Annotated in this window: 13 protein-coding genes; 4 read left to right on the top strand and 9 right to left on the bottom strand. The window is 44.5% G+C overall.

All coding sequences use genetic code 11. The features are described from left to right. Positions 1–54: 54 nt before the first annotated feature. The 3 genes from ACTHPA_RS03565 to ACTHPA_RS03555 form a co-directional block, all read right to left on the bottom strand. A complete protein-coding gene (locus ACTHPA_RS03565; RefSeq protein ID WP_440498737.1) occupies positions 55–780 on the bottom strand; it encodes an amino acid ABC transporter ATP-binding protein in 726 nt (241 codons plus the stop codon). A 12-nt stretch (positions 781–792) separates the two neighbouring features. Beyond that, positions 793–1,425, bottom strand: a complete 633-nt coding sequence (locus tag ACTHPA_RS03560; protein ID WP_440499200.1) for an amino acid ABC transporter permease — start codon at positions 1,423–1,425, stop codon at positions 793–795. A 69-nt stretch (positions 1,426–1,494) separates the two neighbouring features. Continuing rightward, on the bottom strand, positions 1,495–2,307 hold the full coding sequence (locus ACTHPA_RS03555) for a transporter substrate-binding domain-containing protein (protein ID WP_440498736.1): 813 nt from the start codon (positions 2,305–2,307) through the stop codon (positions 1,495–1,497). A 204-nt stretch (positions 2,308–2,511) separates the two neighbouring features. On the opposite strand from ACTHPA_RS03555, the gene mgtE reads away from it, so the two are divergent. Further along, positions 2,512–3,870: a magnesium transporter gene (gene mgtE, locus ACTHPA_RS03550; RefSeq protein ID WP_440498734.1), complete on the top strand. Its 1,359-nt coding sequence runs from the start codon at positions 2,512–2,514 to the stop codon at positions 3,868–3,870. A 407-nt stretch (positions 3,871–4,277) separates the two neighbouring features. On the opposite strand, the gene ACTHPA_RS03545 is transcribed toward mgtE, so the two are convergent. Together ACTHPA_RS03545 and ACTHPA_RS03540 are read right to left on the bottom strand one after the other, a co-directional pair. After that, the gene (locus tag ACTHPA_RS03545; RefSeq protein ID WP_440498732.1) at positions 4,278–5,792 is read right to left on the bottom strand and encodes an acetyl-CoA hydrolase/transferase family protein; all 1,515 of its coding nucleotides are present in this window, start codon (positions 5,790–5,792) and stop codon (positions 4,278–4,280) included. Positions 5,793–5,924: 132 nt separating this feature from the next. After that, positions 5,925–6,563 (bottom strand): LytTR family DNA-binding domain-containing protein, encoded by a 639-nt coding sequence (locus ACTHPA_RS03540; RefSeq protein WP_440498730.1) that lies wholly within the window; start codon positions 6,561–6,563, stop codon positions 5,925–5,927. Positions 6,564–6,705: 142 nt separating this feature from the next. Between ACTHPA_RS03540 and ACTHPA_RS03535 the strand changes: the two genes are divergently transcribed. Further along, entirely contained in the window at positions 6,706–7,335 is a 630-nt protein-coding gene (locus ACTHPA_RS03535; RefSeq protein ID WP_440498728.1) for a CBS domain-containing protein, read from the top strand. A gap of 54 nt (positions 7,336–7,389) precedes the next feature. On the opposite strand, the gene ACTHPA_RS03530 is transcribed toward ACTHPA_RS03535, so the two are convergent. Further along, positions 7,390–8,652: an MFS transporter gene (locus tag ACTHPA_RS03530; RefSeq protein WP_440498726.1), complete on the bottom strand. Its 1,263-nt coding sequence runs from the start codon at positions 8,650–8,652 to the stop codon at positions 7,390–7,392. 155 nt (positions 8,653–8,807) lie between these two features. After that, positions 8,808–10,427: a M20/M25/M40 family metallo-hydrolase gene (locus tag ACTHPA_RS03525; protein ID WP_440498724.1), complete on the bottom strand. Its 1,620-nt coding sequence runs from the start codon at positions 10,425–10,427 to the stop codon at positions 8,808–8,810. A gap of 353 nt (positions 10,428–10,780) precedes the next feature. On the opposite strand from ACTHPA_RS03525, the gene ACTHPA_RS03520 reads away from it, so the two are divergent. Together ACTHPA_RS03520 and ACTHPA_RS03515 are read left to right on the top strand one after the other, a co-directional pair. Then, the gene (locus ACTHPA_RS03520) at positions 10,781–13,201 is read left to right on the top strand and encodes a sensor domain-containing protein (protein WP_440498722.1); all 2,421 of its coding nucleotides are present in this window, start codon (positions 10,781–10,783) and stop codon (positions 13,199–13,201) included. Positions 13,202–13,483: 282 nt separating this feature from the next. Further along, positions 13,484–15,421: a GTP-binding protein gene (locus ACTHPA_RS03515; protein WP_440498720.1), complete on the top strand. Its 1,938-nt coding sequence runs from the start codon at positions 13,484–13,486 to the stop codon at positions 15,419–15,421. A 249-nt stretch (positions 15,422–15,670) separates the two neighbouring features. Here ACTHPA_RS03515 and ACTHPA_RS03510 read toward each other — a convergent pair whose 3' ends face one another. Both ACTHPA_RS03510 and ACTHPA_RS03505 read right to left on the bottom strand, forming a co-directional pair. After that, on the bottom strand, positions 15,671–16,279 hold the full coding sequence (locus ACTHPA_RS03510; protein ID WP_440498718.1) for a class I SAM-dependent methyltransferase: 609 nt from the start codon (positions 16,277–16,279) through the stop codon (positions 15,671–15,673). Between the two features lie 278 nt (positions 16,280–16,557). Continuing rightward, positions 16,558–16,740 carry a hypothetical protein gene (locus tag ACTHPA_RS03505; protein WP_440498716.1) on the bottom strand — a complete coding sequence of 61 codons (183 nt, stop codon included), beginning with the start codon at positions 16,738–16,740 and terminating at the stop codon, positions 16,558–16,560. Positions 16,741–16,807 lie beyond the last annotated feature (67 nt).

Genomic DNA, 16,807 nt, shown 5'->3' with positions numbered 1-16,807 from the left:
CATTTATTGAACAGAAAAGCAGCTTCCCATATAAACAGGAAGCTGCTTCTTCGTTCACAAATCCACCATCTCCAAAAACTGTCGTGTCCGTTCGTTTGTGGAATGGTTGAAAAATGTATCCGGGTCGGCATCCTCGATGATGCACCCTTCGTCTAGCATGATAATTCGGTCCGCCACTTCTTTCGCGAATTTCATTTCATGTGTAACGACGACCATTGTCATTCCTTCATTGGCGAGGTCTTGCATGACCCCTAGCACTTCGCCGACGAGCTCCGGATCGAGCGCAGAGGTTGGTTCGTCGAACAGTAGTGCTTTCGGTTCCATTGCGAGCGCTCGTGCAATGGCGACCCGCTGCTTCTGTCCACCTGATAACTTATTCGGATAGACGTCCGCCTTGTCGGAAAGGCCGACTTTCTCCAACAGGGCAAGTGCCAATTGCTTCGCCTTCCCCTTCTCTTCCTTTTTAACGATCAACGGCGCTTCCATAATATTTTCAAGCACCGTCTTATGCGGGAACAAGTTGAAGTGCTGGAACACCATGCCCACTTCCGCACGGACTTTAGACAAGTCCTCCTTCTTTCGGTCGATTCTCCGCCCATCAATCAAAATATCTCCCTCTTGTGCTTTTTCAAGGAAATTTAGACAGCGCAGCAACGTACTCTTCCCAGAGCCGCTCACTCCGACGAGTACGACGACTTCGCCTGGATTGATGTCGATATCGATTCCTTTCAGCACTTCGAGATTGCCGAATGACTTGTGGAGATTTTTTGTTTTGATCATTTCGTTCCCTCCTTAAGATCCATCTACGTTCAACCTGTTCTCATACAACTTCAATAGCCATGTGAAAATAAGGACGAGAACTAGGTAGTATAGTCCAACAACGAGGAATGTTTCGAACGGCATGAAGGATGCCGCCGCCTCCCGATTCGCAAGACCAAACAATTCCGTAACGCCGATGACGTATACGAGGGACGAGTCCTTCAATGTAATGATAAATTGGTTCCCTAGCGGAGGGATTGCGCGACGCAACGCTTGCGGAAAAATGATTCGGCGCATCGCCTGCGTTCGATTCATCCCAAGCGCCAGGCTCGCCTCACGCTGTCCACGGTCAACCCCTTGGATTGCTCCGCGGAAAATTTCTGCAATATACGCCCCGTTATGGACGCCTAGTGCAATCGCACCTGCCCAGAAATTCGACAGGACGACAATCGATGTAATCCCATAGTATAAAAACATAATCTGTACGATGAGCGGCGTTCCACGGATCAACGTAATATATAAGTTGGCAATCGTTTGTAAGATTTTTGATCTTGATATTTTCATTAACGCAAAGACAATCCCGAACAAGGTACCTAACACAATGGCAATAGCAGTTATTTTCAATGTGACAAGTGCCGCTTTCAGGAAGCCTTCGTACGTGCGCATGAACACTTCGGATAACGTTATCAATATTTCTGGCACTGGTCACTCCCTCTTTCTATTCACAAATCTGTTTTATTCAAGCATCTCAGCGTCTTCCAAGTCGATATCCAATAGGTTCCGGTCGAACCACTTCTTTGAGATTTCATCATATGTGCCGTCATCGATCATTTCTTTCAGGGCTTTGTCAATCGCGTCACGGAGCTCTTCATTATCCTTTTTCACCGCGATCGATGGCTGTTCCACCCATAACGGAGTGCCGACTTCTTTAATGGCAAAGCCGTTATCTTGCGCTTCATAACCGACGATATCAGCCGTAATGACGGCATCCAACCGATTTTCGACCGTCAAATCCTTCAGCGCAACAACATCACTGCTGTAATACTGGATATTGTCGGATAGTTCCTTTGCCGGCTCTTCATATGTCGATTGAGCAATAACACCAATCTTCTTCCCTTTCAGATCTTCCGGGGATTTGATGTCGTTATTGTCTTCCGCGACCCAAATCATCCCGCCCGAGTAGTAGTACGGCTCTGTGAAAGCGGCTTGCTCGGCACGTTTTTTCGTGTAGGCCATCGAACCGATGATGGCATCATATTTATTCGCAACAAGTCCTTGAAGGATCGTTTCAAATGGGTTTGTCACCGGATTCGGCTCTAGACCCATTCTCTTCGCGATTTCCGCTCCGATTTCCATATCAAACCCAGTCAATTCACCATTCTCCTCGAAGTTGAACGGCTTGTAGAGACCGCTCGCCGCATATGTCAATTTGCCTTTTTTGACAAGCTTATACCCCTCATCTGTCGCTTCTCCTTTATCCTCTCCGCATGCTGAAAGCACCAGCATGGCTGCCATAAGCAAGAATAATAGCGTCTTCCATTTTCCCATAGAAAAAACTCCCTTTTTCCCGACAAAATGCCGTCTTTTTTTGCTTACTAACTCTCTTTCCCTATCATTTCTGCGCTAAACATCTTTTTTCGTAATCAATTATTCTACCAGTGAAATCCTTGTTCTGTTTATGTAACAAGGAATGAGGGGAATAGACGGGTTAGCAAGTATTTCATTTCATATGAAAAGAGAGGTGAGGGAGTCATGACGTTAAAAGGGGATCAGGAAGAAGTATCACGTGCAATTGTCCACGTATTGAAGGAAGGGCAGAAAGAAACTTTTCAAAAAATCATCAGCGAATTAACTCCGTATGAAATATCCGTACATTACCGCGATTTGCCAAAAAAACGCCGAATCCTTTTTTTGGAGTGGCTCTCTTTGGAGCAGCTCGTAACGTTACTAAGATACTTGACCCGCAACGAACAACTGCGTGTATTGAATAAAATCGGAGCTGTTCGTTCCACGGAATTATTGGAAGTGTTGAAGAGGGATGACCTCGCCCATCTGCTGTCCGATCTGCCGGATAAAAAGGTCAATCGCCTTATTGCTCAAATGCGAGAGGAAGAAAAGAAAGACATCCGTAAAAAGATGATGTATCCGAAAAAATCTGCAGGACGAGCGATGATCAGCCAGTATGTTTGGGTTCATAAATCTTTTACAGTTGAAAAAACGATTAACAAATTGAAGTATTTTCGAGACTTTGCGGATTACTTGAATTACGTATATGTCATCAATGATGAAAAAGAGTTGGTCGGCGTCGCTTCCTATCGCGACCTTCTTTTAAGCGAGCCCGGAGATGAAATTACCGATGTAATGACGACGGACATCGTTAAAGTCCATGAAGATACAAAAGAGAGTGACGTCGCCAGGATGCTAGGCAAGCACGACTTCCTTTCCGTGCCCGTCGTCAATGATGACAATATTCTAGTTGGCATTATTACAGCAGACGACGTGCTTGACATCGTCATGCGGGAAGCAAATGAAGATATTGAAATGTTGTTTGCTTCCGGCAAAGAGATCGACTTCCACACAAAACCGTTCGTTGCTACGTATAAACGGCTTCCATGGCTTATTTTGCTATTGTTCATCGGCCTCGTTTCAGGAAGCATCATTGCCAAATTTGAGGCAACGCTCGAAGCCGTCGTCGCATTGGCATTTTTCATGCCCATGATTGCAGGGATGACCGGAAATACAGGTACTCAATCATTGGCTGTTGTCGTTCGGGGTCTTGTCTCGGAAGAATTGACATGGAAGAAGACACTCAGCTTAGTCTTCCGCGAGTTGCTCGTCGGCATCATGCTCGGTGTTGTCTGCGGCGGGGTAATTTCCGTCATCGCCTATATTTGGCAAGGCAGCTTCACACTTGGACTCGTCGTCGGTTCTTCCCTCGTTGCGACTCTCATTATCGGTACGTTGGCAGGGACTATCATTCCGTTGATTTTAAGTAAATTCAAAGTTGATCCTGCAGTTGCGTCGGGCCCACTTATTACAACCATCAATGATATTTTATCGCTATTGATCTATTTCGGAATTGCAACGATGTTCATTTCGAAATTGATGTAGGGATTATATCGCTTTGTGCGCGGAATCTGGATTCTTGAGCGCATTACCAATTTCTTGAGCGCGACATCCGGATTCTTGAGCGCTTTACCGTTTTCTTGAGCGCGGAATCAGATTCTTGAGCGCTTTACCGATTTCTTGAGCGCGACATCCGGATTCTTGAGCGCTTTACCGATTTCTTGAGCGTGGAATCAGATTCTTGAGCGCTTTACCGTTTTCTTGAGCGCGACATCAGATTCTTGAGCGCTTTACCGATTTCTTGAGCGCGACATACAGATTCTTGAGCGCGAAAGTCGGTTCCTTTCCTCTTGCTTTGGACATGGACACCACATATATAAAAAAGCTGTCACAGTCATTTCTGGACAGCTTTTCTTTGCAGTATATAGTTAAATTCGATTGGTTGGTTAACGTTAGACGCGTTTCTCGGTGAATGGGTGCATCGTGCCGTGCTGCATGAGATTCATATGCCAAGAGAATGCTTTTTCGAGTACATGTGGCGTATGCCCGCCCCGTTCAAGCGCCTCGTAATAGTATTCCCATAGTTGACTGCGGTACATTGGGTGCGCGCAATTCGCAATGATGAGGCCAACGCGTTCCCTTGGCGCAAGACCGCGGAGATCCGCATATCCTTGCTCCGTGACTATGACATCGACATCATGTTCTGTATGATCCACGTGCGAAACGAACGGGACAATGCTTGAAATATCGCCGTTTTTGGCAATCGATTTTGTAACGAAGATGGCAAGTCTTGCATTTCGGGCGAAATCGCCGGAGCCCCCGATGCCATTCATCATCTTCGTCCCGGTTACATGCGTCGAATTGACGTTGCCGTAAATGTCTAGTTCAAGAGCCGTATTGATGGAAATTAAACCGAGTCGGCGGATGATTTCAGGATGGTTCGAGATTTCTTGCGGACGCATGATCAGCTTGTCCCGGTAGTGATCCAAATTACCGAAAACCTTATCCATCTTTTCTTGCGACAGAGTAATCGATGCACATGAAGCGGTACGGATCTTGCCCGCATCAATCAAATCAAATACTGCGTCTTGCAGCACTTCTGAATATACTTCAAGGTCTTCGAATTCCGAATCCAGTAAACCATGCAATACTGCGTTCGCCTGGGAACCAATTCCCGATTGAAGAGGCGCGAGGCTGTTCGTTAATCGGCCCGCCTCCACCTCCGAACGTAGAAATGACAGCAAGTGTTCAGCCATAACTTCCGTATCATGGTCAGGCTTCGTAATTGTTGACGCGGAATCTTGTTGGTGCGTGAACACGATCCCTTTTACTCGATCCACGTCGATTGGAATGCCGATTGTTCCAATCCGGTCATCCACTTTCATCAGTGGAATCGGATTCCGTTCTCCTTGTTTGCCTGGGTCATACAAATCATGGATTCCCTCCCATGCAGTCGTCTGTGCTGTATTTATTTCAATGATTATTGACTTTGCATGCTTCGCAAACGATAACGAGTTGCCGACAGACGTTGAAGGAATGATCATCCCATCTTCTGTCACTGAAATCGCTTCCAAAATTGCGAAATCAATCGGTTCAGTCACATTCGAACGAATCCACTCTGCCGTATGGGACAGATGATGGTCCACAAAAAGCAGTTCGCCATTGTTAATGCCGTTGCGCATCGCCTTTTCCGCTTGGAAAGGGAGTCTCTTTTTCACAATTCCCGCTTCCGCAAATAATTTATCGATATCCGAGCCGAGGGATGCTCCCGTGAATACATTCACTTTGAACTTTTCCGTTTCTGCCCGTTTCACTAAAGCCATTGGAACCGCTTTCGCGTCACCCGCACGAGTAAATCCGCTCAATCCCAATGTCATTCCGTCTTTAATCCAAGAAGCAGCCTCTTCAGGCGTCACAACCAAATCTCTCAATTTTTCAATCCTGATACGATCCATAAGGTTCCCCATTCACAAGCGCCCCTTTTCATAACTTTTAGATAATCGTATCGTAAATTTTAGAATGATAGGGGTTTCCTGAATGAAAGACGGAATTCACGAACAAGCGATCATATAATTTGTCTAAAGCAGCATTTTTTCGTCTTAGAAGCCTAAAAGCTTTCGAAAATAACTAGAATACGACTGACTGACCGGTATTTGGGCACCATCTCTCATCGAAAGCATGAACGTCGAGTGAGTATCCGGGTAAATCGCTTTAATTTGCGTCACGTTGACGATGAATGACCGATGGCAACGGACAAACAATTCATGAGGCAACACGAATTCAAAGTTTTGCAATGAATTTCGATGGGTACCTGTAATATTATCGGCTACAACGATTGTTTTTCTGTCCCGCACTTCAATATACTTTACTTCAGAAAACGGGACAGGCACCCATCCATCCTGTGTTTTTAGTGTAACGACCGACTTTCCTTCGGTGTATGCCGGATAGATGGCAACGACGCAGCCGTCCAAAACACCGTTATCATGGAAAGGAACCGCCATGCCATGATATGGCACGCCGAATACATCACGGTTGATGAATTCGGAAACCTTCTGCCCTTCCGTGAGAGCTTTATAGGCGATCGTCCCTTCAGGAACAGGGTCGCCTGGCCTGATTTTTAAGTCGATCCGTTTGCTAGGCCGATGATAAATATATTCCTTCGTATTCGATACGACAATGGAGATTTCATCTGCAAACAACTCGCCGACAACGTCGAGGAGTGAGTCCAAGTTTAACAAGTAGTTCCAAGCCCCTCTCTTATATCAGTAACTACTATTATAAGTTTTCATGTACAACATTCCAATTTTCAATTATAATGGGAAGCAATCTAAACAAAAATTTAGACTTTCCAGAAACTACAGTTAATAAGGGGGAGTAATTATGCACATTCGAGATTTAATTGTAGAAAGACTAGGTGTCGCTACGGTAAAGGTCGATCAAAGCGTATCTGAAACACTAGCGAAAATCAACGAGACAGGGTACCGCTGCATTCCTGTCGTGGATAACGACGACACCTATAAAGGGATGATCTACAAAGTCGACCTGCTTTCCTATCTTTATGAGGACAAAGGGGATGGCGAAAAGCCAATCGACTTCTTATTGGAACACCAAGACATCTACTTATACGAGGATGCCTCTTTTTTAAGTGCTCTGTTAAAGATCAAAGCATTGCCTTTCGTCAGCGTCGTTAGAGATGGAAAACTTCTCGGCATTTTGACACATAATAAAATTGAAAGTGTCTTGGAAGACGCCTTCGGCTTAAAAACGGGCGGCATTAATATTACGCTTGCATCGACTGAGGCACGAGGGATGATCAGAAAGCTGACGACAACGTTGAAGGACGAAAATATCGAAGGCATGCTCACCCTCGACAACGGCTCAGCGCTCGCACGAAGAGTCGTCATCACGCTCGAGGACGGAAAATCCGACGAAGAAATGGTCAAAATGCGCGAAAGACTCGAAAAGCACGGATTCAGGATTTTGCAAATGCAACGGATAGAACCTAAGTGAGCTAAAACAGAAATTAGGCGAAGGGATTGAAATCTCCCTTCGCCTTTTATTAATTCACGCCATCTCGCTTTCCGGCCTTGGCACCATCCGCAACAAAATACCTCCGATAATGAACAGGATGACTAGGCTGAAAACGCCGTACGCAGAGCTGCCTGTCAGCGTAGCCGTCACTGCGAGCAATAAAGGTCCCATGACGGATGCAAATTTACCAAAAATATTATAGAAGCCGAAGAACTCATTGGACTTCTCTTTCGGTACCAATTGAGCAAAATAAGATCTGCTCAACGCTTGAATTCCCCCTTGCGAAGTGGCAACAAGCATAGCCAAAATCCAAAAATCTAACGTCGTCGATAAGAAGAATGCATAAATACAAACGGCGATGTAGACGAAAATCCCTACATACAGCATCGTCTTCACCGAAAACCGTTTCGCAAGCCTGCCGTAAAGAATCGCAAACGGCGCAGCAACAACTTGGGTTACAAATAAGACAATGAGAAGGTCGGTCGGCTCAATGCCCAAATCTGTTCCATAAGCCGTCGACATCGAAATGATCGTACCGACCCCATCGATATAGAAGAAATATGCTAATAAAAAGATGAAAACGGTTCGGTATTTCTTAATCTCCTTGAACGTTTCGCCAAGCCTGCGGAAGCTGCTTGCCAAAATTCTCGGCTCCCGTTCAATCGCATGTATTTGGACAACATTTTTCAGCATCGGTATCGTAAAGGTGAACCACCAAATTCCCGTGATGACAAATGCCAGCTTGCTGGCAACGGTTGCTGATAGAGGAATTACTTCCTTTGAAGCCAACAGGATGATGGCGATGCTAATAATGAATGGAATTGTACTTCCGATATACCCTAAACCGAAACCACGTGACGAAACTTCATCCATTTTTTCTTCAGGCGTTACATCAACCAGAAATGCGTCATAGAAAATATTTGCACCATGGAATCCGATGGCGGTAATCGTATAAATGATCAATAACGGCAGCCACGTTCCATTTGGAACAAAGGCCAAGGAAATCGTCGAAAGTGAACCGATCAGGAAGAAGGCGAGGAAAAACTTCTTCTTCAATCCTTGATAGTCAGCGATCGTCCCCAATATCGGCCCGATCATCGCTAAAATAAAAGTGGCAATCGCAACCGTATACCCCAAATACGCTGTCGACTGCGTCAAACTGACACCCGCGTCGGTCGCCACCGACTTGTAAAAGATCGGAAATACTGCAGTTGTAATAATAATTGAATAAGCCGAATTCGCCCAGTCATAAAACATCCAACTTTTCTCCGTCTTTGTATATCTTCCCTTTCCCATCATCCCACCCCTTTCGTAATCTTCGAAACTATGTTTATACCATTAGTGTACAACTATTAAACGGCAAACAGTAGTGAAGAATGAATCTTTTACAACATCTCAACAAAATACAAAAAGAGTCAACCCATTACTGAGCGAGTTGACCCTTTTGCAACTTACGCCTCTATCGTCACAAACATGCTTTCAATGACTTTCCCCAACACTCTGGGAGTATAAATGAATGCGCTCTTTTTATGCAGTCGTTCGGTTAACTTATGCGCATCTTTACCGAACGGACCGATGTTCAGCACAGGGGCCTGCAGCTGCTGCATTTCCGTGAATGGGATGCTATATGTTACTCCCCATACAGGGGAGTTCTGCTTATACGATTGCCATCCTGAGTCCATTGCATCGTAATTCACGTAACTGAGATCTGAGATTCCATTGAAATAATGGACTTGCTTTGCTTCCACTTGGAACTCTTCCTGCAAAATCTTTTGTGCAAGAGCAATCTTTTCTTGAACGAGCTCATTATCGGATGAATTAACGGCTGGGTAATATGGCGGCGCATAGAATAAGACGACAGCTGGCGCCAATTCCTGACAATGGAGCAGTAAACGATCGCTAATGAGCATGGACATTTTCCGTTCATCGAGCGACTCATCGTTCATTACAGTTTCAAGAATCTTTTGGACTTCCACATCTCCTATTTTATCAGCAGCATACTTGAGCAATTCCTGATATTCCAACACGTTAATGTCACCGATCGGTTGAACGCCTTCACGTTCGCAAACTTTCCGATAGTCCTTTGCGCATTCCGCCATTGCCTTAACGGCGGTTTCTTTGAATATTTTCATAATGTCATCAGCATTTTGACGCATTACAAAAACATTGAACAAAGCTGCGCTATGATGGGATGTTTGTGTCGAATAGTCCTCTTTCAAATCCAGTTGCTGCAAACAAACCGGCAAAGGCGTCTTTTCCCCAAACAGTTCTTCCATGAAATTTGGATTGAACTCCATTGCCCTCGTCAAATAAGACGCCATATAATGGCTTGTCATGCCGCTTAAAGGCTCGCCCGCGTGTGTCTCTCTCCCGTAAAACAAAACGGAAGGCATGATCTTCCCGATGGATCCCGAGTAAATATAATAGTTCGGATCCTGCGGTGTTTGTGAAAATGACGGCTCACTGTTTAAGAACAGTTCATATTCCAACTTATACGTTTGTCCCAATTCCACCAATCCTTTTACGGCGGACCTCATCCCGGAAGAATTCACTTCCTCGTCAGGCACTGTCAATAAAAGGAGATTAATCGGCCAATTTTCATTTGTTGCCCTTTCCAATAAATGTAGATGCAAAGCAAGACCCATTTTCATATCCATTGTTCCGCGGCCAAAAAGATAATCATCTGAAACCAAGTCCTCTTGTGCATCTTCCGGTAATTTGGCTAATCGATTTTTCAATTCCTCCGTCAGCTGTTTCGGTTGAAAAGCGAGATCCTGAAGACCCGCGCCAAATTCCTCCGTATGGACGGTATCAAAATGGCTGATCAGCACGATTGTTTTATTCGTCACCCCACTGGTGTAAAGGGCTGTCACTGCATTTCTACCTTTACCTGCTTCGTGGAAATGGATTTGCGAGCTATTGTCCTGGAAATACTGTAATTCCAATAACTTTTTAAGCATCCTAGTTGAAAACTCAATTTCCCCCATCGTTCCCGTTCGGCTGTCCCAGCTGACCAATTCACATAATAAATCCTCAAGTTGCTCAGGCTTATTCCACTTCAAATTCTCCATTTGAGTACCCCCTTTACTGCTGGACTTTGTGTTTCTATCCAATATTTTAGAGTACTATTTTGTAAATTGAAAGACAATTTAATTTAAATAAAATGGTATAATATTTCAGTTACAGCCTAACTATAAAGCAAAAAATAGGTACGCAATTCTTTTAATGAAAAAACATATCAAGATGCTAGTTCAAGTGGATTGATGCTTTAGCGAATGGTATAATTAACGTGAAAATACAAACTATTAAAATTGATTTTTTTGTGTCTCTTATTAGAGTATATTCCTGTTCACAGAGCCGGTGCATCCCACAGAAACATCTCTTCGCTTTTTGCGTCGTTTTTGTATATAGAAAGGAATTGGAAATGGTGTTATCGAAACTAAGCTTTGCTTCCCTTATGTATTTCTTTGATAAAAAGTTCTGTATTTCAATTACAGATAGAAATGCTCATTTTATTTATGTAAATAACAATTTCTGTGAACTGTCCGGCTACACTGCAGAAGAGTTGATTGGACAAAGTTATAACATCGTCAATCCAGACTATGTACCAGAGCGATTCAGGGAGGATGCGTTACAGTTTTTCACAAGCGGCGAAGCTTGGCAGAAGAACATCAGGGCTATTGCAAAAGATGGTTCGCCTTATTGGGTGAACGCCAACATTATTCCAATGTTGGACGAGTCCGGCGAGAACATTCAATTCCTGTCAATAGATAGCGATATTACAGCACGCGAACTGACGAATGAAAAATATAAAGAAACTTTGCAGAACCTGCATAACATTGAAAATGCACTTGATTACTCATCAGTGGTCGCTATTACTGATGCGAAAGGTGTCATAGCTTACGTCAATGAAAAATTTTGTGAGCTATCCCAGTATTCGAGCGACGAATTGATCGGAAAAACTCATCGCATCGTCAATTCAAAATTCCATCCAAAAAGCTTTTTCAGGGAGATGTGGAACAAGATCGAAAATGGGGAGATTTGGCAAGGGGATGTTTGCAATCGTGCAAAGGACGGCTCCCTCTATTGGGTAAGCACGACAATTGTCCCGTTTCTTGACTCCGAAGGGAAGCCCGAACAATACATCGCGATTCGCCACGACATCACCGCTCATAAACAGGCGGAAGAAGCCTTGGAAATCGCTTTGCAGAACGATTTCCAAACGACCGTGAAAAACTTGCAAAATGCTATTTTTAGATATACGACTACCGAAGACGGTGAAATCGTCTTTACCCTATTCGAGGGACAAATTAAAGAACGTGTTGGCATTACAGTGGAAAAATTGAATGCACAGGAAGTCGTCCATTCATTCACTGATAAAGAACTCGAAGCATTTAAAAATTATCTGCTGGCAGCTATGACTGGAGAAGTCGTTCAATTTGAATTGACCTTCGATGGCCTTTCCTTTCTCGTTTATTTGTCTCCCATTGCGAAAGAAGGGGAAATTGTTGAAGTTGTCGGAACCGCCATCGATATTTCTCAACGGATTGAAGCTGAAAAAGTCATTGAACATATGGCCTATTATGATTATTTAACTGGATTGCCAAACCGGAGAAATTTCCAAGAACAACTGGACCGAAAAATAGGAAATGCAGGTGAAGGCGAATCTTTTGCCATCATGTTCCTTGACCTGGACCGATTCAAAAATGTCAACGACACGTTAGGACACCATATCGGCGATCAGTTGCTCATCGCTGTCGGGGAAAGATTATGTGATTGTGTTCAAAGCGAAGATGCGGTAGCTAGACTAAGCGGGGATGAATTTATCATTCTTATTGATTCTACAGACAAAGAACAATTAGCATCTATCGCCTCACAAATTGTCGAGGATATTTCACAGCCTTATTTTTTCAACAAGCAAGAGATCTTCGTTGCGCCAAGCATTGGAATTGCGTTGTATCCAAACGACGGAGAGGAATATAGCACGTTAGTCCGCAGTGCCGACACGGCCATGTATTTGGCCAAAGAGGCAGGCAAAGGCACTTTCCGGTTTTTCACAGAAGAGCTTCACGCAGAACTGATGGAGAAGACATTCTTTGAAATGGAGCTGCGGCAGTCTTTGGAAAAAGGACAATTTCTCCTTCATTATCAGCCCCAATTCGACTTGAAAACCGGGCAGATCAAAGGGATGGAAGCGCTCGCCAGGTGGAAACACCCTGTCCGGGGCTATATCCCACCTATGAAATTCATACCGATTGCGGAGGAGAACGGGTTCATTCTGCCACTCGGCGAATGGGTGTTGAAAACGGCATGTGCGCAGGCTAAAGCATGGCAGGAACACGGATTTCCTCCTTTAAGGATGAGTGTGAACATGTCCATGCGGCAATTCAACCAGCCATCGTTCGTGGAAGACGTATTAAAAATTTTGAACGAAACCGGACTGCATCCTTCGTATTTGAATTTAGAGATTACGGAAAGCATGATGTCCGATGTTACGCATTGCGAAGCCGTTTTAATAGAGCTCTATAACGCGGGCATCACCGTAAGCGTCGATGATTTTGGAACAGGCTATTCGTCTTTTCTCTATTTGAGTAAATTCCCGCTTTCCCATTTAAAAATCGATCAAGCGTTCATCGGTGAACTGAGCAAAAGCAATACAGCTATCGTAAAAGCGATTATCGACCTAGCGAAAAATTTAGAACTGAACGTCATCGCGGAAGGTGTGGAAACGGAAGAGCAAGAAACTTTTCTGAAGCAGCTCCGTTGCAATGAAGTGCAAGGCTATCTTTATTCCAAACCGCTTCCTCATGAAGAAATCGAGCAATTGCTGCGACAAAAATTATGATCTTGCGCACTCCGGTTTGGGGTGCGTTTTTTTACTAGTTATAAATAGGGTTTTGCGCGAGTTTAAGGGAGATATGGAGCAAACTTGTGGAATTTTGCGCGAGTTCGGGAGAGTTATAGCGCAATCTTGAGGAGTTATGAGCGACTTTGAAGAAGTTATGCTCACTTCGGGACTATAGACCTCCGTCACATTATTCCACGCTTCGCTCATATCTTCCTTTTCTCCCCCTTTTATGACTAAAATAAAAGTTATATAATCCAGAAATGAAATCGAGGTGCACGTATGCAGAAAACAATTGGAATCGTCGCCCACGTAGATGCGGGCAAGACTACATTTTCTGAACAGCTGCTTTTTCATACACATAGCATTCGCCAGCGGGGCCGCGTCGACCATCAAGACACTTTCCTCGATAGCCACGAAATCGAAAAGAACCGCGGCATTACTGTATTTGCAGACCAAGGAGCATTCACGTTCAACGGCTCCCACTATACGCTTATCGATACGCCGGGACACGTCGATTTCTCACCTGAAATGGAAAGGGCCATCCAAGTGATGGATGCAGCCATCGTCATTATAAGCGCAGCAGACGGAGTGGAAGGTCATACGGAAACGGTTTGGCAATTATTGAAAAAGCATCAAATCCCGACGTTTTTCTTTTTGAATAAAACCGATCGAGAAGGTGCGAATATACAGAACGTTGTGGCTGAAATTCGTAGCAGCCTGTCACAGGACATCTTCGATTTGTCAGAAATAGAAGAGGACGGTATGAATGAAAGTCTCATTGAATTTATTGCGGAACGCGACGAGGCACTTCTCGAACGCTATATGGATGCCGACTATGACAGCGAGACATGGCTGGACGCTTTGAAACGGATGATTCAACATCGTGACGTCTTCGCTTATGGGCATGGCTCCGCTTTGAAGGATATCGGTGTTCTTGATTTCTTTGAGAAATTTGATCTGTTAACAAAGACCGATTATGTAGATAGGGGAGAATTCGCGGCACGGGTTTATAAAGTTCGGCATGATGAAAACGGCCATCGGATAACGTTCTTAAAAGTATTGCAAGGGAACTTGCACGTCAGAGATGATGTGCATTACGCGGACAAACAGGAGAAGATTACGCAGATCAGGCGATATAACGGAAAGAAATTTCAAACGACAGAAGCTGCCCATGCAGGAGAAATCGTCGCTGTAACGGGGCTTTCTGAAGCAGGCGCGGGCGATCCGCTCGGTACGCTCGTTGAGAAGGCGGTGTTTGATTTAATTCCAACATTGAAATCGAAAGTGATTTTCGACCCTTCCATTCATGTAAAAGAAGTACTGCGCTGCTTTAGAATGCTGGACGCCGAGGATCCTTCATTGCGCGTCGTCTGGGATGAACATGTCCAAGAAGTGCATGTCCATGTAATGGGTGTCATCCAGCTTGAAGTGCTGAGACAAATCGTGCGGGATCGATTTCAATTCGACGTGTCGTTTGGCGATCCGAAAATCCTATACAAAGAGACAATTCGCTCCGCCGTCAACGGTTACGGCCATTTTGAACCGCTAAAGCATTATGCGGAAGTCCATTTGAGGATTGAACCGGCCGAGCGGAACAGCGGCATTTCGTTCGAGAATGTATGCCATGCGAATGATTTGTCTGTCGGTAATCAAAACTTGATACAAAGTCATATTTTCGAACGGGCACATCATGGTTTATTGACTGGATCGACGCTGACCGATGTGAAAATCACTTTGCTGACAGGAAAAGGACATATTGAGCATACGTCCGGCGGAGACTTCAGGGAAGCGACATTCCGCGCATTGCGGCAAGGGTTGGAGAAAGCGGAAAACGTCCTGCTCGAGCCGGTTTATGACTTCAAAATAAAAGTTGGGATGGACCATATCGGCCGCGTCCTATCCGATATCCAGCAAGCATCCGGAAGTTTTGCACCGCCCGAAACGATTGGCGAAAATACTATCGTGACTGGACACGTCCCAGTCGCAACTTTCATGAATTATAGCACCGTCTTTGCATCGTTCACGAACGGCAAAGGCGCGCTCACTTTGCAATTTGGTGGCTATGACGAATGCCATAATACGGAGGAAGTGATCGAGGCAATCGGCTACAACAAAGACGCCGACCCGGAATACACATCCACGTCAATCTTTTGCGCGAAAGGGAAAGGATACCCTGTTCTATGGCATGAAGCGGAGGCAGCGATGCATTTGTTGTGATTGATTTGTAAGTGCATACGGCGCGACAGGCATGGGATAATACTTATTCTCTTCCGCGGTCGTTTTTATCGCAAATGACCAAACCTGTCACGCCGAATGTCTTTAACCAATTAGGCCTTAGGTCACAAAATGACCATATATCCTGGGAAATGATTACTATATGCCGGGAAATGATTGATAACTCCTTCGAATTGATCGATATCCACCGCGAAATGATTGATATCCTCTAGGAAATGAACGATAACTACCTTACTCATCCAATCGGTAGATTAAAAATCGTTCATTTTCATTTTTATCATAAAGACTAACGATTTTAATTTCCTTCCAAAGCTTAAATGGCGTCTGATTGTCCATATATTGCACATATTCGGCTGTCGGGTAATAAAGGATGACGTCGATGGGGCGAGCTTCCCGTTCGACAGACAACAAAATGTTACTGATGACGGTCATAAATATTTGGATGGAAAATGGATTAAAGAAATAAAATGTATTCTCCGACGGATCAATTTCATACATTTCTGCGAAACATCGTTCAAAACGGATTGCCCCGCCGCGGTGCTTCGCTTTACGTCGGTATCTTGCCAAGTTTTCAAGCGCGTCCTGATAAAGCTGCCCATTCATCTCGATCCCTGTCACCGATGCGCCAAAGCGATGATGGACGTAAAATGACACGCGTGCCTTACCGCAGCCGAAATCGACAAAACCGTCCGACTGATGCAGCTCATACGTTTTGAACAGCTCATCCAACGCTTCGTAAGGTGTTGCTTCATAGCGGTTATAATGGGCTGACTGGCTTAACAACTCAAGCGTTCCAGCTGTTTTTATCCGAAGAAGGTTGTCATACTCCTTTTCATTCAATGAATTCACTCCCTTTCTTCATCGCCTCATTGTAGCTGTCTTCTTTGTGAGATGACAAGCGAAAAAACACGATCTCCATATATGATGAAGATCGTGTGAAGGTAGTTATGCGTGTTTAAATTGATTTATGCGTTTTTCTGGGTTTTATGAGTAAATAATTCGATTTATGCTTGCTTGGCTCGATTTATGCTCGTTTACTCAACTTTCGCAGAGTGAATCCGCAAATAAGCCCTGATATAAAGGCAATCCTTCAATCCAATGCATGACTTGTTTTTGGATCAGGCTTCTGGTTCGCTTTCTGTCTTCTTAAGGGCATCTTCAAGAAACCCGACCAATTCCTGCAATGCGCATGCCCAGTCAAGGTCGTCAATTTCATCACATAGTTCATAAAACATCCCTCCAAGTGTCTGGGAATCCGCTTCATTTCGGTGTTCCCAAGAGAGCAGAGCCTTATTGGCCACACGACCATCGTCTTCACACATTTTATTTTCAGATCTAACCGTGAAAGTTCAAGGATTTACAGCGAAT

It is taken from the genome of Sporosarcina sp. SAFN-015 (assembly GCF_051966875.1).
Lineage (GTDB): Bacteria > Bacillota > Bacilli > Bacillales_A > Planococcaceae > Sporosarcina.
Note: the sequence above shows the minus strand (reverse complement) of the source record. Positions and strands in the feature narration are given on the sequence as shown.

What these genes read in the sequence shown, in the direction of transcription:
- ACTHPA_RS03565 (WP_440498737.1), bottom strand. Translation starts at nt 780, where the DNA reads ATGATCAAAACAAAAAATCTCCACAAGTCATTCGGCAATCTCGAAGTG.
- ACTHPA_RS03560 (WP_440499200.1), bottom strand. Translation starts at nt 1,425, where the DNA reads ATGCGCACGTACGAAGGCTTCCTGAAAGCGGCACTTGTCACATTGAAA.
- ACTHPA_RS03555 (WP_440498736.1), bottom strand. Translation starts at nt 2,307, where the DNA reads ATGGGAAAATGGAAGACGCTATTATTCTTGCTTATGGCAGCCATGCTG.
- mgtE (WP_440498734.1), top strand. Translation starts at nt 2,512, where the DNA reads ATGACGTTAAAAGGGGATCAGGAAGAAGTATCACGTGCAATTGTCCAC.
- ACTHPA_RS03545 (WP_440498732.1), bottom strand. Translation starts at nt 5,792, where the DNA reads ATGGGGAACCTTATGGATCGTATCAGGATTGAAAAATTGAGAGATTTG.
- ACTHPA_RS03535 (WP_440498728.1), top strand. Translation starts at nt 6,706, where the DNA reads ATGCACATTCGAGATTTAATTGTAGAAAGACTAGGTGTCGCTACGGTA.
- ACTHPA_RS03530 (WP_440498726.1), bottom strand. Translation starts at nt 8,652, where the DNA reads ATGGGAAAGGGAAGATATACAAAGACGGAGAAAAGTTGGATGTTTTAT.
- ACTHPA_RS03525 (WP_440498724.1), bottom strand. Translation starts at nt 10,427, where the DNA reads ATGGAGAATTTGAAGTGGAATAAGCCTGAGCAACTTGAGGATTTATTA.
- ACTHPA_RS03520 (WP_440498722.1), top strand. Translation starts at nt 10,781, where the DNA reads ATGGTGTTATCGAAACTAAGCTTTGCTTCCCTTATGTATTTCTTTGAT.
- ACTHPA_RS03515 (WP_440498720.1), top strand. Translation starts at nt 13,484, where the DNA reads ATGCAGAAAACAATTGGAATCGTCGCCCACGTAGATGCGGGCAAGACT.